This window comes from Xenorhabdus sp. BG5, from assembly GCF_015163665.1.
Lineage (GTDB): Bacteria > Pseudomonadota > Gammaproteobacteria > Enterobacterales > Enterobacteriaceae > Xenorhabdus.
In genome coordinates this window covers 39888-60839 of record NZ_JADEUG010000014.1, presented here as the reverse complement: position 1 = coordinate 60839, position 20952 = coordinate 39888, and the positions used below count along the sequence as shown (strand labels likewise).

The 20952-nt window shown below is 41.8% G+C and carries 14 protein-coding genes; 8 read left to right on the top strand and 6 right to left on the bottom strand.

Features of this window, described 5'->3' with window-relative positions:
* The first annotated feature begins 447 nt into the window (after positions 1–447).
* The 3 genes from IQ209_RS09340 to IQ209_RS09330 all read left to right on the top strand — a co-directional run bounded on the left by IQ209_RS09340 (position 448) and on the right by IQ209_RS09330 (position 7622).
* Positions 448–2241, top strand: coding sequence for a non-ribosomal peptide synthetase (locus IQ209_RS09340; protein ID WP_193851046.1), 1794 nt, complete (start codon positions 448–450; stop codon positions 2239–2241).
* Positions 2231–7021, top strand: coding sequence for a non-ribosomal peptide synthetase (locus IQ209_RS09335; RefSeq protein ID WP_193851045.1), 4791 nt, complete (start codon positions 2231–2233; stop codon positions 7019–7021). Before IQ209_RS09340 ends, IQ209_RS09335 begins: the two co-directional genes overlap by 11 nt.
* Before the next feature lie 139 nt (positions 7022–7160).
* Positions 7161–7622: a MarR family winged helix-turn-helix transcriptional regulator gene (locus IQ209_RS09330; protein WP_193851044.1), complete on the top strand. Its 462-nt coding sequence runs from the start codon at positions 7161–7163 to the stop codon at positions 7620–7622.
* Positions 7623–7771: 149 nt separating this feature from the next.
* Here IQ209_RS09330 and IQ209_RS09325 read toward each other — a convergent pair whose 3' ends face one another.
* Entirely contained in the window at positions 7772–9814 is a 2043-nt protein-coding gene (locus tag IQ209_RS09325; protein ID WP_193851043.1) for a choline transporter, read from the bottom strand.
* A 209-nt stretch (positions 9815–10023) separates the two neighbouring features.
* Between IQ209_RS09325 and betI the strand changes: the two genes are divergently transcribed.
* From betI to betA, 3 genes are read left to right on the top strand one after another with little or no spacing between them, the layout of a single operon-like run.
* A complete protein-coding gene (gene betI, locus IQ209_RS09320) occupies positions 10024–10623 on the top strand; it encodes a transcriptional regulator BetI (RefSeq protein ID WP_193851042.1) in 600 nt (199 codons plus the stop codon).
* 37 nt (positions 10624–10660) lie between these two features.
* A complete protein-coding gene (gene betB, locus IQ209_RS09315; protein WP_193851041.1) occupies positions 10661–12139 on the top strand; it encodes a betaine-aldehyde dehydrogenase in 1479 nt (492 codons plus the stop codon).
* A 27-nt stretch (positions 12140–12166) separates the two neighbouring features.
* Positions 12167–13846, top strand: a complete 1680-nt coding sequence (betA, locus tag IQ209_RS09310; RefSeq protein ID WP_193851040.1) for a choline dehydrogenase — start codon at positions 12167–12169, stop codon at positions 13844–13846.
* Positions 13847–13954: 108 nt separating this feature from the next.
* Here betA and IQ209_RS09305 read toward each other — a convergent pair whose 3' ends face one another.
* Positions 13955–14395 carry a GNAT family N-acetyltransferase gene (locus tag IQ209_RS09305; protein ID WP_193851039.1) on the bottom strand — a complete coding sequence of 147 codons (441 nt, stop codon included), beginning with the start codon at positions 14393–14395 and terminating at the stop codon, positions 13955–13957.
* Between the two features lie 206 nt (positions 14396–14601).
* Positions 14602–15105, bottom strand: a complete 504-nt coding sequence (locus IQ209_RS09300) for a YtxH domain-containing protein (RefSeq protein ID WP_193851038.1) — start codon at positions 15103–15105, stop codon at positions 14602–14604.
* A 208-nt stretch (positions 15106–15313) separates the two neighbouring features.
* Here IQ209_RS09300 and IQ209_RS09295 point away from each other — a divergent pair, with 208 nt between their 5' ends.
* Both IQ209_RS09295 and IQ209_RS09290 read left to right on the top strand, forming a co-directional pair.
* The gene (locus tag IQ209_RS09295) at positions 15314–17620 is read left to right on the top strand and encodes a TonB-dependent hemoglobin/transferrin/lactoferrin family receptor (RefSeq protein WP_193851037.1); all 2307 of its coding nucleotides are present in this window, start codon (positions 15314–15316) and stop codon (positions 17618–17620) included.
* Positions 17621–17731: 111 nt separating this feature from the next.
* Positions 17732–18235 carry a sigma-70 family RNA polymerase sigma factor gene (locus IQ209_RS09290; protein ID WP_193851036.1) on the top strand — a complete coding sequence of 168 codons (504 nt, stop codon included), beginning with the start codon at positions 17732–17734 and terminating at the stop codon, positions 18233–18235.
* Positions 18236–18341: 106 nt separating this feature from the next.
* On the opposite strand, the gene nqrM is transcribed toward IQ209_RS09290, so the two are convergent.
* From nqrM to nqrF, 3 genes are all read right to left on the bottom strand, one after another.
* Positions 18342–18566 carry a (Na+)-NQR maturation NqrM gene (gene nqrM / locus IQ209_RS09285; RefSeq protein ID WP_074020165.1) on the bottom strand — a complete coding sequence of 75 codons (225 nt, stop codon included), beginning with the start codon at positions 18564–18566 and terminating at the stop codon, positions 18342–18344.
* A gap of 17 nt (positions 18567–18583) precedes the next feature.
* Positions 18584–19567, bottom strand: a complete 984-nt coding sequence (locus IQ209_RS09280) for an FAD:protein FMN transferase (protein WP_370588413.1) — start codon at positions 19565–19567, stop codon at positions 18584–18586.
* A gap of 157 nt (positions 19568–19724) precedes the next feature.
* On the bottom strand, positions 19725–20951 hold the full coding sequence (gene nqrF / locus IQ209_RS09275) for an NADH:ubiquinone reductase (Na(+)-transporting) subunit F (RefSeq protein ID WP_193851034.1): 1227 nt from the start codon (positions 20949–20951) through the stop codon (positions 19725–19727).
* Between the last annotated feature and the right edge of the window lies 1 nt (position 20952).

The window sequence follows — 20952 nt, the reverse complement described above, 5'->3', positions numbered from 1 at the left end:
CTGCATTCGCTTTTTTAAATAAATAAAAGGTAAAATAAGTACAGTCTTAGCTTGTATTTAAATTAAAATGATAATTTTTTCTCATTAAAAGAAACACGGTTCGATATAAATAGTTCATCATCGTTCTCATGGGGGTTAATCATCTACAATTCAATTGCCATTTGTCAACTACACAAATAAATTATTTAATAAAATTAACTTAATTCATTGTTTAATAAGAAATTAAATTAAAGATCAACAAAAATTATTATAATATGATTTCATTTTGGAAATTACTTGACTGATTTTAGGATTAAATTGTAGACTTTGTTTCATTAGCATCTTAGACAATAGAAATAAATTTAAATGAACGTACATTGATCAAAATCATTTTCGAGAACATCTTAAAAAACCATTCAACATATCTTCATTACTCTAATTCATATTAAATATGATGAGGTTTCCTGCATGATTGAAAAACAGGTTGGACAGTTTCACACCATACCAAATATCCTAAGTGAAATAGTTAATGAATATCCAAATAAAACTGCGTTAATATTTAACTCAGAAACATTGTCATATCGTGAACTTTGGGAGCAATCAGCCCAGATAGCATTTGTTTTACAAAAAATGAAAGTAAAAAAGGGAGATAAAGTAGCAATTAAAACAGCTCGCAGTTTTGAATTATATCTGGTGATGATAGCTGTAATTCGGTTAGGGGCTATTATTGTTCCATTAAGCAATGCGATTAATAATAACAACCCTGAACAGTATATAGCAGATTGTATCAAGGCTGCTGACATCAGTTTACTAATTTCAGATGCTGATGACGTTGAAAGCGCTGAATTTATCTCTGTAGAAAACCTTTTTTCTCAAGCCCGCAATTTAGATTACATACCGACAAGATTTGAAGCCATAACCGAAACATTAATTGCGACAGACCCAGTAATGATATTGTTGACATCAGGCTCAACAGGTAAACCAAAGAGTGTGATTATTCGTCATTGTGGGTTAACCCGCCTTGCAATCCCCATCAGCCAGTTAGGTAATACAGACAATGACCGTTATTTACAACTTGCAGAGCCATCATTTGCTGCAAGCGCCAATGAAATTTGGATAAGCCTTCTGACTGGTGCCACACTTGTTGTTTATCCAAAAGACTTTCCTGATTTGGCCGAAATCGATAACATCATTAGTCATCAGCATATTTCTATTCTTTTCTTATCCGGTGGACTGTTCCGGTTATTTATAGAAGTTTCTCCTGATACGTTACATAAACTTGATCGTGTCATTGTTTCAGGTGATTTTGTCAACCCCAGACTGTTTTCAATTGCAGCCAAAGCAGGTAAAGGGCGTATATTCAATGGAATGGGGTGTACGGAAAATTCAGCGCTCACTTCTGTTTATCAGGTGTTACCAGATGAAATACTTGATACTGATTCGCCAGTTCCTGTTGGCTACCCATTACCTCTCGTCAATATGGTCGTGCTGGATGACAATTCAGAAATTTGTGCTCCAGATATACCAGGGGAACTTTGTATCAGCGGCGCTGGGCTTGCGGAAGGATATTCAGATCCAGAATTAACCCATGAGCGTTTTGTCTGGCTGGATCTTAATGGTCATCATGAGCGCTATTACCGCACTAATGACCAAGCTAAAAAAGATAAATCCGGCAATATTACGCTACTGGGGCGCAATAACCACATGTGTAAAATCCGTGGCTTCAGGGTCGAAATCACCGGAGTGGAACATACACTACGTTCACATCCTCAAATAGAAGATGTTATTGTTACCATAGAGCAGACGGATAATGAATCTCTGTTACATGCCTGTTATCTGAGTAAGCCAGGTCCACTATCTAACACCCATCTTCGCGAATTTATGAATTCAAAACTGCCATCTTACATGGTCCCTGAACGGTTTACACATGTTAACGCTTTGCCAATGAATAAAAATGGTAAACGCGACCGAAATCAAATGGCTCAGCTTATTGCTGACGGGATGTACAAACAACGAGATGACAACGTAGAAGCAAAAATTCTCTCAATATGGGAAGAGATCACGGGTTATAAAAACCTTGATCCCGCAACTTCGTTTTGGGAACAGGGGATAAATTCTCTTCATCTAATCAAATTAGCCTCTCTTGCCAGTAAAACGCTTGGTATTCATGTTTCATCTTCCGATGTGTTTTCAGTGGATAGTGTCGAAAAGTTAGCCGCTCAATTTGGGAAAAACGATCTGGAGAGAAGAAATGGACAATGAATCATTGAACAAATCAGTAAAAGACACATGGAATAACAGAACATACATACCCAGTACACAAGGGCAAAAGGGGTTATGGTTACTTGATCAGGTACTGAGCCAACCCGAAAGCTACAACATCCCATTACTTATAGAAATAGGGACTCAACTAGATCACCGTTTGCTGGAAAAGGCCGTCACTCAATTTACTGAAGTCACTCCTGTTTTACGCACACATTTTGCATTTCATCAAAAGCAGCTTTATCAAGTCATAGAACAACCCTATGACATTCATATTACGCACAAAACTCTCACTGAGGTGAATCATCCAGAAGAAGTGATCCGACAAATGGCGTCAAAACAATATGATTTGGCAAAAGGGCCGTTATTCGATATCTGTTTGATAACAGGAGGATTAAAACGGTGTTGGTTGGCATGTTGTTTTCATCACATTATCGTTGATGCGCCATCAGTGACTATTTTTATCAAGAATATCCTCGAATATTATGCTCATTTGGCTGAAAACAGAGAATTTCATTATCGGAAAATCAGTGCTGATTATCTGGAGTTCACCCAATGGCAAAAAGAGCAATTAGCTAAACCTGAAATTTCCACCATGAAAGACTATTGGAAGGAAGTACTTACTCCGTACCCTTCTATGTTAGATCTCCCAACAGATTACTCCAGGAAAGAGTGCAAAGGAACCAAAGCGGGTTATCGTCATTTGCAACTTAACCATGATGACGCATTGAAAATATCTGAGCAGGCAAGCAAGCTTGCCATGACCCCTTTCATGTATATGACCCTATGCTGGCAGTTTTTACTGTATCGTTTATCTGGTCAAAAAGATATCACCATTGGTATTCCTTTTGCGCTGCGGGATAACAGTGAATTTGAAGAAACGGTGGGATATTTGGTTAATACTTTACCATTCAGATCTCATTTAGACTCAGAGAGTACCGTGAAACAATTTGCAGTATCAATTCGTAATCGCTTTATTCAGGCACATCTTAATAAGCAATTACCGTTTACTGACATTGTTGCAGATACAGGCCAGAACTTTGGCTTAGATAACCCTGTTTTTCAAACATTACTTGTCAATCTTGATACTATCAATGATGCATTGCAGGATCTCCCTTACTCAATAAAGGTCACCGAACAGTATATTCAATCCGCTAAATATGATGTAACCCTATTCGTCGAAACAGATACATCTCATCGTTTGATTATGGAATTTAATGCTGAACTATTTGAAGGCAGAACCATTCAATATTGGCTGGAGCTATATAGACAAACAGCTTTATGTATGGGGAATTGGAGTGAAAAGACTTTAGGTGAAGTTGAAATACTCACTCAAGGTGAACAACTATCCATAGTAAATCGTTCAAGTACTCCATTCGCTGATATGAACACCCCATGTTTTATTGGTGAGATAGAGGAATATGCAAAAATTCATTCAAACAATATTGCATTAATAACACGTGACGGGCACTGGACCTATGGATGGTTAAATCATCGCGCCAACCAGCTAGCTGAATTCATGTCTACAAATTATTCCATCAATGTTAGTTCACGAGTCGGCTTATTGCTGAACCGAAATGAAGACGCTATTGCCGCTTTGCTGGCCGTTTTGAAAACGGGTGCGTCTTATGTTCCCATTGACCCAAATTATCCCCAAGAACGTATTGAATATATGCTTCGGGACTCAGCAGTAGATTGTATCGTAACCACCAGTAAGTTTGTCACAACATTATCTGCAACCATCCACAAGATCGTGTTAGATGAAACAGTATTTATGCGGGACGTTAACTGGCAATCAGTGCAACGGAAGCCAGAAGATGAGTTATATGTTATTTACACTTCCGGTTCAACAGGGCAACCCAAAGGAGTACGTTTACTGAATAAAACACTATCCAATCTTCTTACATGGCAAAAAAAGATCACTATTTGTGGTGAAGGTGATTGCACTCTGCATTATATGTCTTTGTCTTTCGATGTTTCTGTACAGGAAATATTTGGCACTTTATGTACCGGCGGAAAATTGTATATTGCAGATGAAGAGGAACGTAAGGATCTGCACCATTTGCAAAATGTCATTGAGTTAAATGGGATCCGCCGGGCATATTTTCCCTATGTGGCACTTCAACATTTGGCTCAATTAACCGTCACGAATAAAGCTCAACTATCAATGCTTGATGAAGTCTACTCAACAGGTGAACAGTTGGTTCTCACATCTGACATTAAACAAATGTTTAATGCCAACCGAAGACTAATTAACCTTTATGGCCCTTCAGAGAGTCATGTTTGTTCTGCTTATGTCATGCCAACAGATATCTCTTTGTGGGGAGACAATGCATCAATAGGGTATCCGCTACCCGGATTTACCATGCTTGTATTAGATGAACACAAACGTATGGTTCCAGCCGGTGTCGCAGGCGAACTTTGGATTATCAGTGAATTTCTTTCTCCAGGTTATTACCACAAAGATCATGAAACTCAAGCGCGATTTTTAACCGAAAATTGGGCAGGTGCTCTCAGCCAACATGCTTACAAATCGGGTGATCTCATAAAACTAAAATCCAATGACTCCTTTACATACCTTGGTCGTCTGGATAATCAGTTAAAAATCCGGGGATTCCGTGTTGAACCATCAGAAATAGAAGCCGTTATCAATTCATTGGATGAAGTGAAAGTCTCCGCTGTGATTGGGAAAGAAATATCAGCAGGTAACAAAATACTGGTGGCTTTCATAATCATAATGGCGCCATTAGAACGTGTTGAACTGCTAACTCGCTTACGCAGCTATCTGCCGGATTATATGATCCCAAATGAGTGCGTATTTTTGTCCGATCTTCCAACAACCCCTAGCGGTAAAATTGACCGAAAAGCACTGCATCACATTGAAATAACTAAAATGTCGGATAATGTTGAAAAAAACAGCACTGAAGAGATACTGACTTCAACCGAACAAACAGTAAAATTACTCTGGCAAAACGTTTTTCCGAACCGAGTGATCAGGTTAGAAGATAATTTCTTCAATATCGGAGGGCATTCATTGTTAGCAACACAATTAGTGTATTTACTACGCAAACAATTTAATGTCGATTTTCCGCTCAAATTACTATTTAGTACCCCTACCTTACGTGACATGGCCGTTTCGATTGATATCTATCTGAATAACGACAAAAAATCGGATGATGAAATAAAAAATGCATTTATTAATGATGCTTTCGTCCAGCATGATTGGACGCATACGCAACAATTAAATCCATCAAGAAGCAGGGATGTCTTACTCACAGGTGCTACCGGTTTTTTAGGTATCTATCTACTTCGCGCTTTACTGCAACAACTCACGGGCAAAGTCATTTGTTTAGTCAGAGCCACGGATAACCGTGCCGGATTGAGCCGTATCATAAAAAATGCTCATTGCTATGACATCGGACATCACATTGATTTTTCACGTGTTGAAATTGTGGTGGGAGATATTGCCAAGACGAAATTTGATTTAACTGACGCAGAATATCAGTCATTATCAGAAAGAGTTTCTAAAATATATCACGCCGCTGCCCATATTAATTTTGTTCTCCCATACAGTTCGGTTAAGGAAACGAATGTCGATGGTATCGTGGAACTCATTGATTTTTGTTGCCACCATGAGCGTAAGAAACTGGAGTATATTTCGACTATTGCCGTATTTGCACCGGACTATCCTCTACAACCAATAACAGAAGATAGTCTCCCTGACTACCCGCACACGCTATCTCTCGGTTATACCCAAAGTAAATGGGTAGCTGAGCAATATGTACAGCAAGCCAGAGATCAAGGTGTTGATATCAATATTTATCGGATAGGGCGTATATCAGGTGACAGTGTGACCGGTGCCTGTCAAGCAGATGATTTTTTATGGCTACAAATTAAAAGCTTTATCCAAATGGGAATTGCCCCCTACCCTGAATGGCTAGGTACTGATCTATTGCCTGTTGATTTCGTCAGCCAGACCATTGCGACATTATCAAGCGCTAATAAGATGCATGAGCAACAAAACTTCCATTTATTTCATCCGAAAGGCTCTGATTTTACCCCAGCATATCTGGCTATCAAACAAACAGGGCGTGACATCACAATGGTTTCTGAATCAGCATGGTTAGAAAAGCTCGAACAGATGGTTGTCAATGGTAATGACGTGGCGCTGGGCTCATTGATTCACCTTTTTAAAGAGAATGCTTTGAATATTGGTAACAGCACCTATAACAACCAAAGCACACACGAGGCCATTAAAGCCTTAGGTCTCGATTTTCCAGATATTAATGTCAAAACTTTCTCAAGATTGATTTCTTATTTTAACAAGAAAGAAATCACACTGTCACATAAACCTGAAAGTAAACAATCTGTAAAACACGAAGGAGAAATGATGTTTAAAGTTGTGTTCGATCAATATATAGAAGCCGTTTTAGAAAAATCACCAACAAAACTTGCCGCTCTATTTTGTGACGATGGTATTCTGAAATTACCATTTCGCGCCAGTCGCGATACCATTGAGAACCAGTCACAGATACTTGAACATTATTCAGCAAGTTTTGGTCAGGCACCTCTGATCTTTACTTCTGTTCAGGATGTAGAACTGTACTCAACAGATAATCCTAATATTTTTATCGTTGAATATCGATTGAATGGTAACACATTGCCAGATAAAAAAGATTTTTATTGTTTATATGTTAATGTATTCAAATTAAACAACGGTAAGATTAAAGAATTACATGACTATGAGGATGTTCTTAATCGAGCCGCCATTTTCTCTTGATTTTGGCTGCTCTTAATCGTAAATAAGTAGATATTTACAAGCCTGTTCCATGAAAAAACATTTTTATGCTGAAATTTTATTTATGGGACAGGCAATTAGTTCAGTTTCTTATTCAATATTCAGGTTATAAAAAGCCCACATGAAAACAGATAATCAAGACACTACCGTAACACCTTTTGAAGATGCATTGGGTCGGCTTCAATGTGTTCTTGTTGCGAGAAGAACCATCACAAACCCTGAAGGTATTTCATGGGCGCAATATGATACTTTATATTTACTTCGACAATATCAGCCTATGAATCCTACTGTGATTGGCGAAAAACTTGGTTTTACTCGCTCTAAAATGTCTAAAATTCTGCGATTGCTAAAAGATAAAGATCTTATTAAACAAGAAGCGGGGGAAAACGATAAACGCGAGCTGGTCACCAAATTGAGCCGAAAAGGGCTAACATTTTTGCAACGGGCTGAGTCCAGCCGCCATAGCATGGCTGATATTGTGGCGTCTAATATGTCCCAAGGTGAAATCGCCATATTTACAGAACTTTGCCATCGTGCCGCCGATCTTTTGTATGCACAAACCCCCATTCGTGATGAGGATTGAACAATATGCCTGAGCCAACACATCGAATCCTCATCATTTCGGATGGTTTATTTGGTGTATTCTGAAATGTCCCCAATAATTGGGGACATTTATGCCCAGTAATGAGGCACACTTCACGAAGGAAGCGTCTAACTCATAGGTTATGTTGATTATCCTCCACTGGGAAAAATCAATGTTTGCCCCGGTGCTTCTCTGTTCAGGTGAATAAAATTCAGATGTTTTTCATAGTGGTCAAGAATATCGCTAATGATTTGTTCTTTCGTATAGTCCATCAAATCATTCCCCTGTGTTCCTTCCATCAGAAAAGTCTCCAACCGATAATAATGAGACTTGCCCGCTCTCGCCCGATAGGTAAATCCAGGTACAGAATAGCGTTGCGGCCAGATTTGATAGATAAAATTCTGTTCATCGCCTAAATCAACAATCAATTCGAGTGGATTCAGCCGCTTGTCCTCTTTGGCTGGCAGTGCATTAAACTGCACTTTCGCACCACGCACGACTAACTCTTTAGCCACTTCTAACATCGCGGGGCGGCACACCATATCCAGCATTCGTTGAGTGTTTTTCGTACCAGGGAAGTGCATCATACGGCTCAAACGCTGCTTCCAGTTCAATGAACCATTGTCATGCATAAGCGTAGGCGAGGTATTTTGCAATGAGCTGGCTTTACGAAAATCTTCTACCCGCAAAGACTTATATAACCCCGCCATGACAAAGAAGATCACAAAACTAAAAGGCAGCCCCATAATGACCGTGGTATTTTGCAAAGCAGGGATACCATCCGTCATGAGGATACCCAACGTTAATACACCGATTGCCACCGACCAAAAGACACGCAACCAATTTGGTGCATCATTATTGATATCACTCAGATTAGAGGTGAAATTCCCTAACACTAATGAGCCAGAATCCGCCGAGGTGACATAAAACAGCAGTCCGGTAATAGTGGCCACAGAAGCGCTAAACGTAAATGCCGGATAAAGTGCCAGCAAACGATAAAAACCTTGTTCTGGGTGTTGTAGCACGGCCTCAGCCAGTTGGCGATTACCATGCAGAATTTCATACAACGCACTGTTACCAAAAATCGATAGCCACAGCAGTGTAAAAACAAAGGGAATGACTAATGTTCCCATAACAAACTGGCGAATCGTTCTGCCACGGGAAATGCGCGCCAGGAACAGCCCGACAAATGGTGACCAGGCCACCCACCATGCCCAGAAAAACAGAGTCCAGTTATTCATCCATTCCGTTGGGCGTTCAAAGGCAAAACTGTTCAGCGTCATCCCCATAAAACGGCTGATATAATCCCCAACGTTCTGCACTAATCCGTTAAGCAGGAATTCAGTATCGCCCATAAACAAAATGAACAAAACCAAGCCAAGAGCCAGCAGAACATTCAATTCAGACAAAAACCGAATGCCTTTGTTGACACCGGAAGTCACGGAGATAATGGCTATCACAACAGACAATAATATCAAACCTCCCTGAACCCCCAGTCCTTGCGGTAATCCGAAAAGGACGTTCAGGCCATAATTCAACTGCACAACCCCAATTCCCAGCGTCGTTGCAATGCCAAAAATGGTCCCTACTACTGCCGCAATATCCACCGTATGACCGATTAATCCTTTAATGCGGTCACCAAAAATAGGATAAAGTGCCGAACGGATCGTCAAGGGTAAGTTATAACGATAACTAAAATATCCCAGTGCAATTCCCATCAGGGCGTACATAGACCAGCCCGTCAGGCCATAGTGGAACAACGTCCACACCATCGCCTGACGAGCTGCTTCAATGGTTTCTCCTTGACCCGTTGGCGGTCGCATATATTGCGTGATAGGTTCAGCCACTGAGAAAAACATCAAATCAATGCCGATCCCAGCGGCAAACAGCATTGCCGCCCAACTCAGCAAACTGAATTCCGGCTTAGATTGCTCCGGTCCCAATTTGATTGAACCAAAACGGGAGGCCGCAACAAAAACAACGAACACAATGTAAAGCGTCGCAGCCAGTAAATAATACCAACCGAAAGTTTTAGACACCCAATTCAGTGTGTTTTTTATCCAAATACTGGTTGCATCTGTGAAAAAAATAGTGAACAGAGAAAATGCAATAATCAGTCCGGCAGAGGTGAAAAAAACGACAGAATTCAGGGTGTCCTTCTGGGTATTTTTTGGACTGTCTTGTGTATTCATAGGCAGTTCCTGAAATTAATAGCATTAAAACAGATGAAAAGCATAATCCATATAACCTTTTGAATTAAAAATAAAATTTAATATATCTTAAACAAATTCACTCCCTCATTGTAAAATTATTGTGATAAAACATATTTAATTTTGATTGAACATTCAATTAAAAAAAAGTTTAATATTGTCCGAATAATTGATTTTCTGAGCATAAAATCATGCCAAAAATTGGAATGCAGTCGATAAGAAAACAACAACTCATTGATGCAACATTAATCGTTGTGAATGAAGTTGGGATGCAGGAAGCCACTATTGCACAAATAGCCCGAAAAGCGGGGGTTTCCAACGGAATTATCAGCCACTATTTCAAGGACAAAAACGGCCTACTAGAAGCAACCATGCGTTATCTGTTGCATCAGCTAAGAATGGCTGTAGCACGCCGATTACGCTTGCTAGATAACGCAACTCCCCCGCAAAGGTTAAAAGCTATTGTCGAAGGGAATTTTGATCCCAGCCAGATCAACAGCGCAGCAATGAAAACCTGGTTGGCATTCTGGGCGAGTAGCATGCATCAACCAAGTCTGTATCGGTTACAACAAGTCAATGAGCGCCGTTTGCATTCCAATCTTTGTGTTGAATTTAAACGTGCCATGCCAAAAGCAGAAGCGCGGCTCGCTGCACAAGGTCTTGCTGCATTGATTGACGGCATTTGGCTGCGAAGTGCATTAAGCAGGAAGCCTTTTGATATAGCAGGAACATTCAAAATTACTATCGATTACATCGAACAGAAACTTGGAGCATCTTCTGATAAGTTCTGACTTATCACCTAAATGGATAAGCTCTTAAGGAGAATCTATGGCCCATTTCGGATTACAAAAACTTTATATCCACGGTGCTTATGTTGATAGTACCAATCCTAATAATACAATTTTTGACGCAATTAACCCAGCTAATGGTGAAGTTATTGCTCAATTTCAGTCTGCGACAAAACAAGATGTTGATTTAGCAGTTGAAAGCGCTCATAAAGGACAGAAAATCTGGGCAGCTATGACTGCGGTGGAACGTTCACGGATATTACACAAGGCGGTGAATATCTTGCGTGAACGCAATGATGAACTGGCTGAATTGGAAACACTGGATACCGGTAAACCCCTTTCTGAAACCCGGCAGGTTGATATCGTCACAGGTGCCGATGTGCTGGAATACTATGCGGGCTTAATTCCAGCCCTTGAAGGCCAGCAGATCCCATTACGTGAATCTTCTTTTGTGTATACACGCCGTGAACCATTGGGTATCGTAGCAGGCATCGGCGCATGGAACTACCCTATCCAAATTGCCCTCTGGAAATCAGCACCCGCTCTGGCTGCCGGCAATGCCATGATTTTTAAACCTAGTGAAGTCACCTCCCTTACCGCTTTGAAGTTGGCTGAAATCTACACCGAAGCCGGTTTGCCTGATGGTGTTTTCAATGTGTTGACCGGAGCTGGCCATGAAGTCGGACATTACCTGACTGTTCACCCTAAAATCGCCAAAATGTCTTTCACCGGCGGTATTGTGACCGGCAAAAAGGTGATGGCAAATGCTTCCGCTTCGACCCTAAAAGAAGTCACGATGGAATTGGGTGGTAAATCTCCACTGATCATTTTTGATGATGCCGATCTGGATCGCGCTGCTGATATTGCCATGATGGCCAACTTTTTCAGTTCAGGTCAGGTTTGCACGAACGGAACACGCGTCTTTGTCCCCAAAGCACTACTTTCATCGTTTGAAGCAAAAATTATTGAGCGTGTTAAGCGCATTCGAATTGGCTCACCTCTTGATCCCAACACTAACTTTGGTCCGCTGGTAAGTTTTCCACACATGGAGTCCGTTTTACGCTATATCGAAAACGGTAAAAACAGCCATGCCCGCCTGCTGTGTGGTGGTGAGCGTCTGATGGAGGGCGAATTAGCAAAAGGGGCATTTGTTGCACCGACAGTATTCAGTGACTGTACCGATGATATGTTGATCACACAGGAGGAAATCTTTGGGCCCGTGATGTCTATCCTGACTTATGAAACGGAAGATGAAGTCATTGTCCGTGCCAATCATACCCATTATGGCCTGGGTGCAGGATTAGTCACCAAAGATCTTTCCCGCGCACATCGCGTGATCCACCGGCTAGAAGCTGGGATCTGCTGGATCAATACCTGGGGAGAATCTCCGGCAGCCATGCCTGTCGGTGGCTATAAACATTCTGGTGTTGGCCGGGAAAATGGGCTGGTCACACTACAAAATTACACACAAACCAAATCAATACAGGTGGAATTAGGCAATTTTGAGTCCCTATTTTAATCCACGCCTGAAACAGAGGAGATAACAATGGTTTTTGATTACATTATTATCGGTGCTGGTTCAGCGGGTAACGTGCTTGCAACTCGTTTAACGGAAGATGCCAATGTGACTGTCCTGCTGCTAGAAGCCGGTGGGCCAGATTACCGATTCGACTTTCGTACTCAAATGCCAGCAGCGCTGGCATATCCCTTGCAGGGAACCCGTTATAACTGGGCTTATGAAACCGATCCCGAACCTCATATGAATAACCGGCGCATGGAATGCGGTCGCGGTAAAGGGCTGGGAGGTTCTTCACTTATCAATGGCATGTGCTACATCCGTGGCAATGCACTGGATTTTGATCACTGGGCAATACAACCTGGGCTGGAAGACTGGACTTATCTTGATTGCCTTCCCTATTTTCGCAAAGCGGAATCAAGGGATATTGGCGAAAATGACTATCATGGTGCAGACGGGCCTGTCAGTGTCACGACACCTAAAGCAGGAAATAATGAACTCTTTCACTCAATGGTAGAAGCAGGTGTGCAGGCGGGTTATCCCGTTACTGACGATCTGAATGGTTATCAGCAAGAAGGCTTTGGGCCCATGGATCGTACCGTTACCCCTCAAGGACGCCGCTCCAGCACAGCCCGTGGCTATCTGGATCAAGCTCGTTCACGCGCCAATCTCACCATCATGACTCATGCGTTAACGGATACCCTCGTATTTGAAGGAAAGACAGCCGTTGGTGTCAATTTTTATCAAGGCCATAGCTCAACGTTAACCCAGGCAAAAGCGCGTAAAGAAGTTTTACTCTGCGCTGGTGCCATTGCGTCTCCACAGATTTTGCAGCGTTCAGGTATTGGTCCCGAAGAAGTATTAAATGAGTTTGGTATTTCTGCGGTGCATGCCTTGCCAGGCGTTGGGCAAAATCTGCAAGATCACCTTGAAATGTACTTGCAGTATGAATGCCTCAAACCCATTTCCCTTTATCCCGCATTGAAATGGTATAACCAACCTCAAATTGGCGCTGAATGGCTATTCAAAGGAACAGGTATTGGTGCCAGCAATCAATTTGAAGCCGGTGGCTTTATTCGCACCGATGAAAAATTTGCCTGGCCAAATATTCAATTTCATTTCCTGCCTGTTGCCATTAACTACAATGGCAGTAATGCCATCAACCAACATGGTTTTCAGGCTCATGTCGGCTCTATGCGTTCCCCAAGCCGTGGTCGGGTGAAAATTAAGTCGCGAGACCCACGTCAGCATCCCAGTATTTTATTTAACTACATGTCAACAGAACAGGATTGGCAAGAGTTCCGCGCTGCTATTCGCATTACGCGGGAAATTATGGCACAACCTGCGCTGGCGCCCTATTGTGGACGTGAAATCAGCCCAGGTGTTGAAAATCAGTCAGATGAACAGTTGGATGCCTTTATTCGTCAACATGCTGAAACCGCATTTCACCCCTCATGCAGTTGCAAAATGGGGACAGACGAAATGGCGGTCGTGGATGGTCAAGGACGAGTACATGGTATTGAAAATCTACGTGTTATTGATGCTTCTATTATGCCAACCATTATTACCGGTAATTTAAATGCCACAACAATCATGATGGCTGAAAAAATAGCTGATAACATCAGGGGAATCTCTCCTCTGCCACGCAGTCAGGCAAAATATTATGTTGCCAATAATTCCCCTGTCCGCCAATCAGTCAAAAATAGTTGATCAATTCATTCTCACAAAAATTGGATAAATCACTAATACGGGAAATTGAGATATTCAAGGAATACTCATTTTCCCGTATTTATATTACTCATAGTGATTATTATCTTATTACGATATTAAATTCAAAGTCATAAAGATATGCTCTGCGCCTTCTTCCAAATAAATCTCACCCTGGGTTTGATAACCAAGGCTTTCATAAAATGGTTGAGCATGGCATTGTGCAGATAGAATGATAGTCTCAATGTTATTTTTTCTGCCGAAATCTTTAATAAACTCCATAACCTTACGACCTATCCCTTGACCACGATAATGTCTCAATACTGCAACCCGCCCAACTTTAAGTATGTTATTATCTTTCTGGATTCCCCGTAATACGCCTATTGGCTTTTCACCATCAAATACCACCACATGCAAAGCGATATCATCATATTCATCAATATCAATCTCTGCATCAAACCCCTGTTCATCCGTAAATACTTGTTTGCGAATGGCAAATGCTTGCTGAATTAATTCGGGGTTCTGTCTTCCTATGCTGTACTTTATTTTCATTAATATATCCAGTTTATACGCATTAAACTTCAATTTGCAATTTACAAAGTTCATCCCTAACCTACTTTTAAATAGACAAGCAAGTCAAGCCAGAATAATAAATCAGGACTTGGTTTAAGCTGAAAATAATAAGGGTGACCATTGTTAGATCACCCTTATGATGCAATCCACTTTATACTAACAATAGATTGGAGTGAGAAGATAAATTACTTTTCCTCTTTTTTATTACTATCACCTTTAACATCATCACCTTTAAGACGATTGATTAAGTCATCCGCCTTTTTATCAGCCTCAGACTTTATTTCTTCCGTCTTCGACTTTATGGTATCTGAAAACTGATCGAGTTTATCATTCGCCTGATGCTGGATATCATCTGTTTTCGCTTTCATCGCCTCCATCATATCATTCGCTGTTTTAGTCGCTTGACTCTGTATATCCGTTACCTTGGATTTCATTTTTTCAGCAGCTTCATTCGATTTATCAAGCAAACTATGGCCTTCGCGCGAAGCGTTTTCCTTTATTTCCTGTGCGCTTTCTTTTGCATTATCCGTTACCCCCGTGACCGTTTTTTCAGCATCAGTTGTCTTTTGTGCTGCGCTTTTTTCAGTTTGCTGGACCGGATCTTCCGCTTTTTTAGATGCGTCATCACAGCCAGCGATCAAGGCTACGATAGCAGCCAAGATCAGAGAACCAAGGATCTTTTTCTTCATTGACGAACCCCTTTGTACGTAAGGAAATTGAACTTAAATTTCAATGCCAAAAATCTCACTATCCATGGGATAAACCTCATCATCGTATGGTATGCTTCCCAAGATCACATGCAAACAAAAATAATTCTCATTTTTATTTACCTTTTTTAGTTTCTCAGGTGACTTATTACTTTGAAAATATTTCATTTGATCACATTTCAGGAAATTTATGGCAAATAATAGTCAAAAATTAGAAAAACGCCCAATCGCTACCATAGTTCAGAAAATTTTAACCGGTACATTAGTATTGGGAGCGGCATTCTCCAGCGCTGTTTACGCAACCGAAGATCCTAAAGAACAAAAGTCAGAAAAGAAAAATGAGGTGATAAAATTACCCACACTTTCCGTTGTTGAGAGTTTACACAACAGCACCAGTGCGGGAAGTTCTGTGCTCAAAAAAGCGGATATTGACCGCACTCAAGCCGATAATATTGCCCAGTTACTTGACCAGCTTCCTGGTGTTTCAATGTCAGGCTCTCCACGCCCTGGTGGGCAAACACTGAATATCTGGGGGATGGGCGACCAGGAAGATATCAAAATCACGTTGGACGATGCGCCAAAAGGATTTGAGAAATATATGCAGGGTTCCGTCTTTATTGAGCCTGAATTAATCAAACGAGTCGAGGTTGATAAAGGGCCACACAATTTACTTAACGGCAATGGTGGATTTGGTGGTTCGGTCAAACTGGTGACAAAAGAAGCGAACGATTTACTGCGCCCCGATGAAGATTGGGGTGGTTTTGTCAAACAAAGCTACCACACAAATGACAGACAGTGGATCAATAGTGGCGCAATATACGGCAGGGATCCCGATGGCTTTGCCGATGGGTTGCTCTATGTGAGCAAGCGAAATGGGCACAATATTAAACGCCCTGATGGCACACGTTTTGAGTTTTCACAAAATAACCAAATATCTTATTTATTGAAAACCAACTTTTATCCCAGTGACGCTCATACGATTAGCCTGTCTGCTATGCGATCTGAATCGGATGGTTGGCAGCCTTGGTCGGCCAAACGTGATGAGATGCCCGTTCCATCAGCCGCTGATATAAAGAAATACGGTTTGGATGGCGCCTGGAAGAGAAAATTGGTCTTTCGTGATCAACTTGATCAGAACTACACTGCCAAATGGAATATCGCACCAGAAAATAACCCGTGGTTAAACCTGACGATGCTCTATGCCTATTCCAAAACCAAACAAGACGATACTCGCCCAGAAAATGCTTCCCCTTATTTTAGTAGCTCAATGGGTAATAAAAGCTGGGTTGATTACACCGATAATCTGATTGATATCAACAACAAAAGCGTATTCTCAACCGGTATGATTAAACACGAATTACTGGTGGGAACCCGTTGGCATAAAAATGAACGCAATGTGCTGATGTTCAATAAGGACAAAATAAAAAACAAAAACTATAACTATGGTTATTATCAACCAGGCTATATGCCTGCTGGAGATCAATTCGCTTACAGCTTCTATATGCAAGATTCCCTGAAAATAGGCAGCGTCACCGTCACACCGGGTGTTCGTTATGATCATGTCAAAAATAGGGGTAAAGAAAATAACGCGCCACTGTATAACGATACATCGCCAGAATCTAATCATGACTATAGCAGTGTAACCTATACCGGCTGGTCACCCCATTTAGGCATTCTGTGGCAAACAAATAAGAACCTTTCATTGTTTGCAGATATCAGCCGTACATGGCGTGCACCAATAGTTGATGAACAATATGAGGTACAAGGGAACATTAGTGGCCTTAGAGGATCCAGCCGCGATCTTGCCGTCGAAAGAATGGCAGGAATACGTCTTGGTGCAATTCTCGATTTCGATAACTTAATACTTGAAGATGATAGCCTGCAAATCCGTACCACCTTATTCCGTAACCGTGGTAAAGATGAGATCTTTAGAAGACGTGGTATTTACTGTAAAGCCCAACTTGATAGTGGATCAAGTAATTCATGTAGAACATCATTGGGAAATTATCGCAACTTGCCAAGATATACGATTGAAGGCTTAGAAATAGAAACGTTCTACGACAGCTCCACCTTGTTTGGAAAATTATCGTTCTCTACCATGCGTGGGCAACGTGACGCTTCTCTACGTGATCCGTGGTTAGGGCATAAAACCTGGATTGCGGAAATACCGCCAACTTCTGCCCATGCCATGTTAGGGTTTAAAATTCCGCAATGGCAGATGTCAATGGGATGGAAAGGTGATTTTATCCGCAAACAAGATCGCTCCCCTATAGATGGAGATCCAAAAGCAGATTCTTGGTCACTACCTAAAAGTAAGGGCTACGCCCTGCACGGCTTGTTTGCAAGCTGGCGTCCTTCTTTTATAAAAGGATTTGAAGCACGGGTCACTGTCGATAACCTGTTCAACCGTGATTACTATCCGTACCTGGGAACGCCAGGAGGGACAATTTCAGGTATCGGCCGGAATTACAAATTCAGTATCTCACAGCAATTCTAACTGACACGTTCCTAACCCTCTTAACCTAAAGAGGGTTAGACTACATTGACTTCCGCCCAGCAAATACAAATAATAACTATTATCAGTTATATCCCATCAGGCAATATCATTATGGCGGTGCAAAAAAGCACATTTAAGCACAATCAAATCACCCAGAAACTCTATATCGATTACCATCACTGGTTACGCAACTGGATCAGACAAAACAGTGCTTGTCCCTATCAGGCTGAAGATCTCGTCCATGAGGTTTTCATCAAATTGATGCAATCTTCGGATCTTGAAAATATCCACCAGCCAAGAGCCTTTTTAATGACGATAGCGCGCAGAACCCTCTCCAATTACTGGCGCAGGAAAAAACTGGAAGACCATTATCTGGAATATGTCAGTGAACAACCTGAAATCTCAGCAAACTCTTCTGAGAATCAACTTATGCTGTTAGAACAGCTAGAAAAAATAGATGAAACCTTGGATAAACTTCCGGCAAAAGTCCGACAAACATTTCTGCTCATCCAACTCCAGGGCTTACGTTATCAAGAAGTTGCGGAAAATTTGGGTATCTCAATAAGCTCGGTGAAAAACTATTTACACCAAGCCCACAGGGAATGTCATTTTTGATACGCATTGAGCAGCTATCCCTGAATAAACAATAAAAAAACCCCGCTGTTTATCTGGCAGCAGGGCACTTGTTTTAACTGCAAATTCGCTTGATGGCAAAACAGTGTCAAAGAATGCGATTCTTCTCCAACTGTGCCTGACGAGCGGTTTCCCTCGCCATGCGTTTTTTACGGGCATCGCAAGGTTCAGGACAATCACACACTTTTTCTACGCCGATGCTTCCCAAACCACCACAGCTTCCCTGAATGCTTTTGCGCTTAAAAATATAACCCAGCGCCATGCCAGCAAAAGCCAGCAAGAAAAAGATAAAAGTGGCAATAAAGACTTCCATCGCCTTTTCCCCCTTTCTTATTTCTTCTGTAAGTATGCCTTAAAGGCGGTATTATAACGCTCTTCAAAACCGTCTTTGGTTTTAACGATCATAAAGACTGGAATATTCAGCTTCTCAGCCACTTCCATGCCCTTCTCTGGTCCTAATACATCCAGGCCAGTAGAAAAACCATCAGCACTCATACAAGTTGGTGCTATCACGGTAATTGAAACCAAATTATGCGTTATTGGCTTACCGGTTTTCGGATTAATGGTGTGAGAATAACGCACGCCATTCTGTTCAAAATAGTTGCGGTAATCACCCGATGTTGCCACAGACATATTGCCCGGCTCAATAATCTCCTGAGCGCTCTGTGCCATGCCACTATCCGATGGTTTTTCAATCGCTATCCGCCATGGATTTCCTTTGCCATTGCTGCCCGATGTGCGAACTTCACCGCCAATATCAACCATGTAATTTTTGATATTTTGGGATCCCAGATACTCAGCAACAACATCAACGCCATAACCTTTGGCGATGGAAGAGAGATCAACATACAGTTCAGGGATGGATTTAACCAAATTATTGCCTTCAACAGACAAATTATCGATCCCCGTCCAGGTACGGCGCATCGCTAATTCTTCATCCGTCGGTGCCTTGGTAATGCGTCCTTCCGGCCCAAATCCCCACAGATTTACCAGTGGACCAACAGTCACATCCAGCGCACCTTCTGTCAGTTTATTGATGCGAATAGCTTCTTTGACAACTTTCGCTGTAGCGGCAGATACCGGAAATGGTTTATTCACTTCACGGCTTTGATTAAAACGACTCAATTCAGAATTTGGCCGATAAGTAGACATCTGATCGTTCACTTCTTCCAACAGGCGATCAATCTCTTTTTGCAGGTTTTCTGGGGCAGGCGTCGATGAATCAGCAACATATTTGACGGAGTAATAAGTCCCCATCGTCTGCCCATTCAGGTTTTGCTGTTTAGGGCCACCACATGCCGCCAGCATCATCATTGCAAACAGCAATGCCCCCCAGTTGATCATTTTTTTACTCAGCATAACTTACTCTTTCTGGCTTATTTTGGCTGTTTCTAAATCGCAGCGCCCACAAAATGTGGGCGCTTGTCGTTAAATCATGTTAGCTGCAACCCAAAATTTATTGGGTATACCATCAGCCGCCGAAATCATCCAACATGATGTTTTCATCTTCTACACCAAGATCTTTCAACATCTTAATGACCGCAGCGTTCATGACTGGAGGTCCACACATATAGAATTCACAGTCTTCGGGCGCTGGATGATCTTTCAGGTAGTTCTCATACAGAACATTGTGGATAAAACCCGTATAGCCATCCCAATTATCTTCCGGCAGAGCATCTGACAATGCCACGTGCCATGTGAAGTTCTCATTTTCCGCTGCCAACCTATCAAAATCTTCGGTATAGAACATTTCACGCTTAGAACGCGCACCATACCAGAAGGAGATTTTACGTTTGGAGTTTAAACGGTTAAGTTGGTCGAAGATGTGAGAACGCATTGGAGCCATACCTGCCCCCCCGCCGATGAAGATCATTTCTGCATCAGTATCTTTTGCGAAGAATTCACCAAACGGGCCAGAGATCGTCACCTTATCACCGGGTTTCAGCGACCAAATATAAGAAGACATGATACCCGGAGCAACATCTGGATTTCTTGGTGGAGGCGTTGCAATACGGACGTTCAGCATGATAATGCCATGCTCTTCTGGATAGTTCGCCATTGAATATGCACGAACCGTCGGCTCTTTGACTTCAGAGACATAACGGAACAGATTAAATTTATCCCAATCTTCACGATATTCTTGTGGAACATCATAATCCGCATAACGGGCAACATGGGGCGGGCATTCAATTTGAATGTAACCACCAGCACGGAATGGCACCACTTCCCCATCAGGAACTTTCAGCTTCAATTCTTTAATGAAAGTGGCCTTGTTATCGTTGGAGATAACTTCACATTCCCATTTCTTAACACCGAAAATTTCCTCTGGCAGTTCGATTTTCAGGTCTTGTTTAACATTGACCTGGCATGCCAATCGGCAGCCCTCTTTTGCTTCGCGCTTGTTGATGTGGGAAAGTTCCGTTGGCAGGATATCACCACCGCCTTCCTTAATTTTCACCCGGCACTGGCCACAAGAACCACCGCCACCACACGCAGAGGAGACGAAAATCCCCTGATTGGAAAGCATACCCAATAATTTATCACCGGCGGGAGCAGAGAAGCTTTTATCCTCATCGCCATTGATTTCAACTTTAATATCCCCGGTGTTCACTAACTTCGATTTTGCGAACAAAATCATGGCCGTTAGTACCAACACAATCAGGGTAAACATGACTACGCCTAGAATAATTATATCCATG